The sequence below is a fragment of the Leucobacter sp. M11 genome, from assembly GCF_035726885.1.
GTDB lineage: Bacteria > Actinomycetota > Actinomycetes > Actinomycetales > Microbacteriaceae > JAPFRB01.
Genome location: NZ_JAPFRB010000005.1, coordinates 228,701 through 237,238, shown reverse-complemented (window position 1 = coordinate 237,238; position 8,538 = coordinate 228,701). Strand labels below are relative to the sequence as shown.

Below are 8,538 nucleotides of genomic sequence, written 5' to 3'. Positions count from 1 at the left end.
GACGCAGGGGCGGGTTGACCTTGTAGCGCGCGTCGTAGGAGCGAACGACCTCCTCATCGAGGAGCAGGTGATGCGGGGTGACCTCGGCCGTGACCTGCACGCCGCGGGCTTTCGCCCAGCGGATTACCTCAACGGATCCGGCGGTCGACAGGTGACAGATGTGCAGCCGCGCGCCGACGTGCTCGGCGAGCAGCACGTCGCGGGCGATGATGGACTCCTCGGCGACGGCGGGCCAGCCCTTCAGGCCGAGCTCGCTCGACAGCGGGCCCTCGTTCATCTGCGCGCCCTCGGTGAGGCGGGGGTCCTGGGCGTGCTGGGCAATCACCCCGTCGAAGGTTTTGACGTACTCGAGGGCCCGGCGCATGAGCTGGGGATCGGAGACGCAGATGCCGTCGTCGGAGAAGACGCGGACCTGGGCGCGGGACTGGGCCATCGCGCCGATCTCGCTGAGCCGCTCCCCCGCCAGGTCTTCCGTGACCGCGCCGATGGGCCGGACGGTGGCGTACCCCGCGGCATCGCCGAGGGCCTGCACCTGCTCTACGACGCCCGCGGTGTCGGCAACGGGCGAGGTGTTGGCCATCGGGAACACCGTGGTAAAGCCGCCGGCGGCGGCGGCCTGCGTGCCGGTCAAGACGGTCTCGGCCTGCTCCAGCCCGGGCTCGCGGAGGTGCGTGTGCAGGTCGACGAGGCCCGTGAGGGCAATGAGGCCGCTCGCGTCGATGACGCGTTCGGCGTCGCGCGGCTGCAGCGCGTCGGCGACCTCGGCGATCCGATCGCGCTCAATGCGGATGTCGGCCACGCGGCCATCGGCCAGCTGCGCTCCGGTGATCAGTATTCCCTGGTTCATGAACCCTCTCCTCGTTCCCCGGACAGCAACAAATACAGCGCGGCCATCCGCACGGACACCCCGTTCGCGACCTGCTCGAGCACGGTCGACTGGGGGGAATCGGCGGCGCGGGAGGAAATCTCCAGGCCACGGTTCATCGGCCCGGGGTGCATCACTATGGTACTCGTCGGGAGGCGGTCGAAACGATCGTCTCCCAGACCCCAGCTGCGCGCGTACTCGCGGGCGTTGGGGAAGAATGCGGCGTGCATCCGCTCGGTCTGGATTCGGAGCAGCATGACAACGTCCGGGGCATCCTCGCGGAGCGCCTCGTCGAGGGAGTGCCGGATCGTCACGGGCCAGCCGCGCGCGCCGAAGGGCACGAGCGTCTCCGGGGCCACGAACGTGACCCGCGCGCCCAGGGTCACGAGCAGCCACAGGTTCGAGCGCGCGACCCGCGAGTGCGCGATGTCACCGACGATGACCACGGAGATGCCGTCGAGGCCCCGGCCCCGGCTCCCCTCGCCGTGCAGGCGGCGGCGCATGGTGAAGGCGTCGAGCAGGGCCTGCGTGGGGTGCTCGTGGGTGCCGTCGCCCGCGTTCAGGACGCCCATGTCGATCCAGCCGCTCGCGGCGAGCCGGTCGGGCGCGCCCGAGGCGGGGTGGCGGATGACGACGCCGTCGGCGCCCATCGCGGCGAGGGTCTGCGCGGTGTCCTTCAGGCTCTCGCCCTTGGAAACGCTGGAGCCCTTCGCGCTGAAGTTGATCACATCCGCGGAGAGGCGCTTGGCGGCGGCCTCGAAGGAGATCCGCGTGCGCGTGGAGTCCTCGAAGAACAGGTTCACGACGGTCTTCCCGCGGAGCGTCGGCAGCTTCTTGATCTCGCGCTGCTGGGTGTCGGCCATGTCCTCGGCCGTGTCCAGGATCAGGATTGCCTCGTCGCGGCTGAGGGCCTTGGTGCTGAGCAGGTGCCTCATGCGGCGGTGCCCTCCCCGCCGGACTCGATCGTGACCTCGTCGAGGCCGTCGTGCTCGGCGAGGCGCACGAAGATCCGTTCGCTGGACGCGCTCGGCAGGTTCTTGCCGATGAAGTCGGCGCGGATCGGCAGCTCGCGGTGGCCCCGGTCGATGAGCGCGGCGAGGCGCACGGCGCGGGGGCGGCCGTGGTCGTTGAGTGCGTCGAGCGCGGCCCGGACGGTCCGGCCGGAGTAGAGGACATCGTCCACGAGGACGACGGTCTTGCCGTCGATGCCCCCCTCGGGCATCTCCGTTGGCATCGTGGCCCGGGTCGGGTGCTTCGCCAGATCGTCCCGGTACATGGTGACGTCGAGCTGCCCGAACGGGAGCGAGTCCTGGCCGTCGATGCGGCCGATGATGGCGGCGAGGCGCTGCGCCAGCGCGGCACCGCGGGTCGGGATCCCGAGGAGGATGAGATCGGCGGTGCCCTTATTCGACTCGATGATTTCGTGCGAGATTCGGGTGAGCGCGCGTTCGATGTCTGCCTGGTGCAGAACCGTTCGTGTTCCCATAACCGACCCCCCTTCTTCGCCTCACAGGACGATCCTTAAAGAGATGCCAACCAGATCACTATACCGCACCCGGGGTTCGCGCCGCGCACGCGTCCGGGCCTCAGCGGCGGCGGCGCCGGTGGGAGCTCGGCACGGGACCGGCCGGCGAGGCCAGCGGGCCAGGCGGCTCCGCGAGCACGGTGTCCAGTTGGCTGCGGCGCAGCTCAATGCTGTCCCCGATGCGGCGCGCCAGATCCGGGTGGCTGCGCACGATGGGGTCGAGCGCCGCGACCGGCACGCTCAGGAGGAGGACGATGCCGCGGGCGGTGCTGCCCAGCCGGGTTCGCTCGCGGGTCAGCGCGGTCTGTCCGATGATCTCGCCGACCTCGGCGATGCTCACCGTGCGCTCCGGCCCGAATGCCTCGCCCCAGAAACCGACCCGGCCCGAGACGACGAAGCCGACCTCATCGGGCACCGTGCCCGGGCGGAAAACCGTCTCCCCGCTGCCGTATCGGACGATCCGCCCGGCGTTGAGCAGCGCCTCCCGGTCTGCCTCGTCGAAGCGGTACAGGGCCGCAAGCTGCGCGATGGCCTCCTCGCGGCGGGCCACGGTGGCCACGGGATCCGTCGCATCGCCGTCGAGGGCGAGGCCCGCGCGCCGCGTCTCGTACCAGAGCCGCTGCCGGAACAGGTTCACGGCGGCGCTCTCCTCGCTCGGGGCGGCCAGCGGCAGGCTCACCCGGTAGCTGGCCGCGCCGAGGTAGACGGCGGAGACGCCCGCGCGGTCCCCCGGCACCCCGGCCAGGCCGAGGCCCGCGGCGACCTCAATCAGGGTGTCGATGACACTGTCGGGGGCGTCGTCGGTGCTGAAGGTGAGTTCCACGGGCACGCGGTACGGGCCGTCTGGGCGGCTGAGGTTCCGGAAGGAGGCCCCGGCGAGCGCGGCGTTCGGCACGATCTGGATGCCCGCACCCGAGTCAATGTGCACGGCGCGCCAGTTCACCTCGACCACGCGGCCACGGACCGTCCCGGTGTCGAGCCAGTCGCCGATCTCGAAGGGCTGCTCGAACAGCAGCAGCAGCCCGGACACGATGCCACCGACCGCGTTCTGCAGGGCGAGGCCGACCACGATCGAGGTGACCCCGAGGGCCGCGAACAGGCCCCCAACGTCGGCCCCCCAGACCCAGGAAAACAGCACCGCCAGGCCGACCACGATGAGCACGAGCCGGGTGAGGTCAATGAAGATCGAGGGAATCCGGTCCCGCCAGGTGCCCGCCTCCGCGTTCGCGAACAGCGCGACGTTGAAGGAGCTCAGGAGGAGCAGGATGACGAGGAAGCCGAGCAGGGTCGCGACCACCCGCACCCAGACGTGATTCGTGGGCTGCTGCACCGCGAAGGCGAGCAGCGCCAGCACCGCCGCGACCGGCACCACCCAGTTGCGCAGCAGCCGCACCGGCTTGACGGCGGCGCTCCCCCGGCGCTGCAGGGAGCCGATCACCTCCGTGAGGACGACGATCGTCACGGGCAGGCCAACGGCGAAGATGATCGCCCAGATCATCCACTGCTGATCGAGGCCGAACACGGTTAGCGCACCTTCCAGACGGGCTCGGCTCCGTCGCCCGCGCTGATCTCCCCGGCGGCGTCGAGCTCGACGCTGTCCATGAGCCGATCGCGGACCCGCTGGCTGACGTAGACGCCGGGGGTCGCCACGCGCTCCTGGACCCGGTGCGCGAGGTTCACGGCGTCGCCCCAGAGGTCGTAGGCGAGCCCGGTTTTGCTGACGATGCCGCTCGTCACCGTGCCGGTGTCCACCCCGATCCGTACCTGGAGGTGGGTGCCGTGCTGCGCGTTGAAGCGCTCCACGCAGGCGCGCAGCTCCAGGGCGAAGTCAATGGCGCGCCGGACGTTATCCACGCGGGGCACGATGAGCCCGGAGCTCGCCAGGTAGGCCCCGTGCAGGGTGCGCACCTTCTCCACCCCCGTCCGCTCCGCAGCGTCATCGAAGCTCAGCATGAGGCGGTTCAGGAGCTCGCGCTCCTCCTCGCTGGAGCGACCGCGGGCAAAGTCTTCGATGCCGACGAGCTGCGCGAAGACGACCGTCACGTCCGGGTGATCCTCGGCGATCGTTTCCTCGCCCGCGCGGTACTTGGTTGCGACGTCCTGGGGGACGACGCTGAGCAAGAGCCGATCGTACTCCTCACGTTGCTCGTCGATCAGGTCTTGTTTGATGCGCAGGCTGGAGCTCATATCGTTGAAGGCCTGACCGAGCTCGCCGAATTCGTCGCGGCCGTCCGCGGGGACGCGGGTGTCGTAGTCGCCCGCGGCGACCTCGCGCACGGCCCCGGCCAGGCGGCGGACGGGTCGGCTGAACACCTGGGCGAAGAGCATCGACAGCAGAGTGACCCCGAGCAGGATGCCGAGGGTGGCCAGCACCAGGTTGCGGGTGAACTCCCGCACGGGGGCAAGGGCCTCGTCGCTGTCCACGCTCGCGACCGCGACCCAGTCGAGCCCGGAAACGCCGACGGGGGTGTACGCCGTGATGGCCTCACGGCCGGTGATCGTCGTCGAGCGCATGACCCCGGTCTCCCCGCTCAGCGCGCGGGCGACCGGCTCGGTGTCCACGGGCTGCAGGAGCACCGTGCCATCCACCTGCAGGATCCGGTCCACGGTTTGCTGCGGGGTGCCGTTGGCTCGCACCTCAGCCGCGTAGCCCTCCGGGTCCTCGAAGAGCTGCCGCGAGGCCGAGCGCATCAGGCCGTCGCCGCCGACGAGGTAGACCTCGCCGGTCTGCCCGAGGCCCTGCTCGGCCCAGCGGTTGGCCCCCGTGAGCACCTCGCTGATGCGCTCCAACGGAACCTGGGCGGCCATCGCGCCCGTGATCCGCTCGTCGTTGCCGACCGGGGAGACGACCCACATCGTGGGCACCCCGAGCGAGGGCACCCAGCGCTCGAAGTCCGTCGTGGCCACGGCGCTCACCGAGTTCGTCGCCATGACCTCCTCGTAGGCCCCGGCGAGCAGGGTGTCCCGGAGCGGGCCAGCGGTGATATCCGCGCCGAGGTCCACGCCGGAGTACGCCGAGTACACGACCGAGCCCTCGGTGTTGAACAGCAGGATGTCCTCGTAGCCGAGGGTGTCGATGAGCCGCTGGAAATAGTCGTGGTAGCGAGCGTGTGCCGCGGACCACTCGCTGCCGTCGCCCGCGTCCGCCACGGCGAGGGCCGCGTCGAAATCGGTCGTCGGCGCGGTGTAATACGCCTGCAGATACTGGGCCGCCGGGTCCTCCGGCAGGAAGGCCCGATCGCTGTAGTCGTCGCCCGTGCGCTCCCGGAGCTCCGGGGTGAACCGTTCGGCGTAGAACGCATCCAGCTCGGCGCGCTTCTCGGGCGAGAGCTCACGCGTCTGCGCCTCCGCGAACCCCGCGTTGAAGGCGAGGGAGGCCTGTTGCGCCGACAGGTTTCGGCTGTTGAGGACGACCGACTGTTCGACGCTGCCGACCGCGGCGCGAACGAGGGTCGTGCGCATCTCGCGCAGGGTGGTGACACGGTCCTCGGCCGCGGCGTGCAGGGAGTTCCGGCCGTTCACGAAGCCGATCACCCCGACGATCACGGCGGCGAGCAGGCTCACGGCCAGGAGCATCGCGAGGAGCTTCGATTGGATGCTCATGCCGAGGCGGCCACGGCCCTCGCGGCGCGTGTCCGCCGTGCCGGGCGGGATGGCCTCCGCCGCCCCCGCGTGCGCCGCGCGGCCCGGGTCTGCGCCCCGGCGCGTGTCCGCCGCACGCACCGCCCCCGGCTCGCCCCCCGGCGCCCCGTCGTGTTCCCGCGTGTCCCCCACACCAGACGTCATCCGCTCCCCCTCAAGCTGTCCACCTGGCGTCAGCCTAGTGCAGGGCACGAGCGCTCCGATAGCGTCGGCCGAACCGACGAGGACGCCGGGAAAGCTCCCGGCGTCCCCGCCCGAATCGTCAGGAACGCTTGGCCTGCTGGAGCAGCGCGCTCACATCCGCGTTGTCGACCAGATCGGGGACCGTCCACCCGTCCAGGTCGTACTCTGCAAGGCACTGCTCGACGAATCCGCGCATTCGATCGGCGTCCCCCCGCGCTTCGGCCGTGAACAGCATCTCCGCCTTCACGTTTTCGTGATTCCCGGAATAGTTCCGCTCATAGAGCTCGTGCCGTCCGCCGAACTCCGTCCCGATCGCGTCCCAGAGCAGCTTCATCAGTTTCACCCGGTCAACCGCCTCGACGCCGTTCGAGCCGCGCAGATACCGGTCGAGATAGGGCCGAATTTCGACGGTTGCGAAATCCAGCGACGAAGAGTTCAGGTAGATCAGGCCGGAGGCCACGTCCTGCATGATGATCTCCCGGACCCGTGGGTAGCCAATCGACATGAACATTCGGTAGGCCAGCCCATAGTCGAGATTCGGGAGGACCGTCCCGTTTGGCCCGGGGTCCGGGTTGCTGGCCATCGCATCCGCCAAGGAATAAAACATGTTTCGCCACCCGATCACCTCACCGGCCCGACTCTGGATGCCCCGGAAATCCTTGGTCCCCGTGATCTCGAGGGCCTTCAGGAGGAGCCCAGCGATAAAGTCCAACTTGACCGCGAGCCGGATGACCCCCTGATACGTGAAGCGGTTGAGAAAGCCCGTCTGCGGAAAGAAGTTATTCACCTTTTCCACGTCCCCGTAAGCAAAGACATCCTCCCAGGGGACCAGGACCCGATCGAAGATAAACACCGAGTCGTTCTCATCGAACCGGGAGGACAACGGATAGTCGTACGGCGAGCCCATCACGGCCGCCTGTTGGCTGTACGAGGCCCGCGAGATCAGCTTGACGCCCGGCGAGTCCATCGGCACGGTGCAGATGAGGGCAAACTCCTTCTTTTTGATCGCCAGGCCGTAGTGCGCGATGAAGTTGTACTGCGTAATCGCCGAACCCGTCGCGACCACCTTGGCTCCGGAAACGATCAGACCGGAGTCGGTTTCCCGGTCGACGCGCATAAAGACATCGCCGACGTCGTCGGGGGGCAAATGACGATCGACCGGGGGGTTAATGATCGCGTGGTTCCAGTAGAGCGCCTTCTCCTGGGACTCCTGATACCAGCGAATCGCGTTCGCCTCATAGGGCGCATAGAACTCACTCATCCCTCCGAGCGTGCCGAGGAAGGCTGCCTTGTAGTCGGGTGAGCGGCCCATCCACCCGTAGGTCAGCCGCGCCCAGCCCTCGATCGCCTGCCGCGCGTGGACGAGGTCCTGACGTGATCGGGCAGCGGTAAAGAACGGGTGCGTCAGTCCCCCCGACCCCGTGTCCGTTGGCTGGAGGAGCGTACCGGGTGCCCCGGGCTCGTGCAGGGCGTCGTAGAGTCGGGCGGTCATCCGGATTGAGTTTCGAAACGCCGGGTGCGTCGTGACATCCTCGACGCGCTCGCCGTAGATCCAGACCTCGCGGTCGTCACGGAGCGAGGCGATGTATTCGTCCCCCGTCTGCGGCAGCTTCGGGTTCGCGGTCGCGGTGCGCTCGGTCATCGTTGATCGGCGCTGCTGGCTCTGGTCCTGGGATGCTCCCGGGTCGTGGGGGGGTGTGCTGTTGAGACATGAGTCTGCCTTTCCGTCGTGTGCGTGGGTCCCGGCGAACACACCGCCGAGACTCGTCCTTCCCCCGGTTCGAACTCCGCGCCGCCGCGGCCAAACGGCGCAAAGCTACTTCCCCCGGAAAACCAGCCGCCCTCCGGCCCGTCTGCGGACATCTCCCAGGGGGCGGCAGCGTCGATGCTTGTGAGGCCGCGGAATCGCCCGCGATGCACGAGCAGTGGTTCCTCGTCGCTGAGGTCGATCCGCTCGATCTCGCCCACCACGATGATGTGGTCCCCGCCGTCGTAGATGTTCCAGGGCCGGCACTCAAAGGTTGCGACGTTCCCCTCCAGAACCGGCATCCCCCGGTCGAGTCTCCAGGCCGGCTCCTCGGGAACGGTACGTCCGGAGAAGTGTTCCGCAAGCTCCCGTTGCCGCACCGCCAAGACGTTGATGGCGAAGGGGGCCCGGTCGAGGAGCACCGCCGCACGGGACCCCCGGTGCAGCGTGACCTGGGCCAGCGGCGGATCCATGGAGACCGCGGTGAACGCGCTCACGGTTGCGCCGTGCGGCCGGCCCGCCGCGTCGAGCGCGGTGACCACGGTAATGCCGCTGGCAAAGCGCCCGAACGCGGAG

The 8,538-nt window shown here is 69.2% G+C and carries 7 protein-coding genes; all 7 read right to left on the bottom strand.

Annotation, left to right across the window (positions count from 1 at the left end; genetic code table 11):
• A partial coding sequence (locus tag OOT08_RS16495) for a dihydroorotase (RefSeq protein WP_325093918.1) occupies positions 1-847 on the bottom strand: 847 nt, incomplete at its 3' end.
• Positions 844-1,800 carry an aspartate carbamoyltransferase catalytic subunit gene (locus tag OOT08_RS16490; RefSeq protein WP_325093917.1) on the bottom strand — a complete coding sequence of 319 codons (957 nt, stop codon included), beginning with the start codon at positions 1,798-1,800 and terminating at the stop codon, positions 844-846. The genes OOT08_RS16495 and OOT08_RS16490, both read right to left, overlap by 4 nt.
• Positions 1,797-2,351 (bottom strand): bifunctional pyr operon transcriptional regulator/uracil phosphoribosyltransferase PyrR, encoded by a 555-nt coding sequence (gene pyrR, locus OOT08_RS16485; RefSeq protein WP_325093916.1) that lies wholly within the window; start codon positions 2,349-2,351, stop codon positions 1,797-1,799. The genes OOT08_RS16490 and pyrR overlap by 4 nt, the downstream gene beginning before the upstream one ends.
• A gap of 100 nt (positions 2,352-2,451) precedes the next feature.
• Positions 2,452-3,912, bottom strand: coding sequence for a mechanosensitive ion channel family protein (locus OOT08_RS16480; protein WP_325093915.1), 1,461 nt, complete (start codon positions 3,910-3,912; stop codon positions 2,452-2,454).
• 2 nt (positions 3,913-3,914) lie between these two features.
• Positions 3,915-6,176: an adenylate/guanylate cyclase domain-containing protein gene (locus OOT08_RS16475; protein WP_325093914.1), complete on the bottom strand. Its 2,262-nt coding sequence runs from the start codon at positions 6,174-6,176 to the stop codon at positions 3,915-3,917.
• Between the two features lie 118 nt (positions 6,177-6,294).
• Complete coding sequence (locus OOT08_RS16470) at positions 6,295-7,857, bottom strand: 4-hydroxyphenylacetate 3-hydroxylase family protein (protein WP_325093913.1); 1,563 nt, start codon at positions 7,855-7,857, stop codon at positions 6,295-6,297.
• On the bottom strand, positions 7,854-8,538 hold a 685-nt coding region (locus tag OOT08_RS16465; protein ID WP_325093912.1), incomplete at its 5' end, for a flavin reductase family protein. The genes OOT08_RS16465 and OOT08_RS16470, both read right to left, overlap by 4 nt.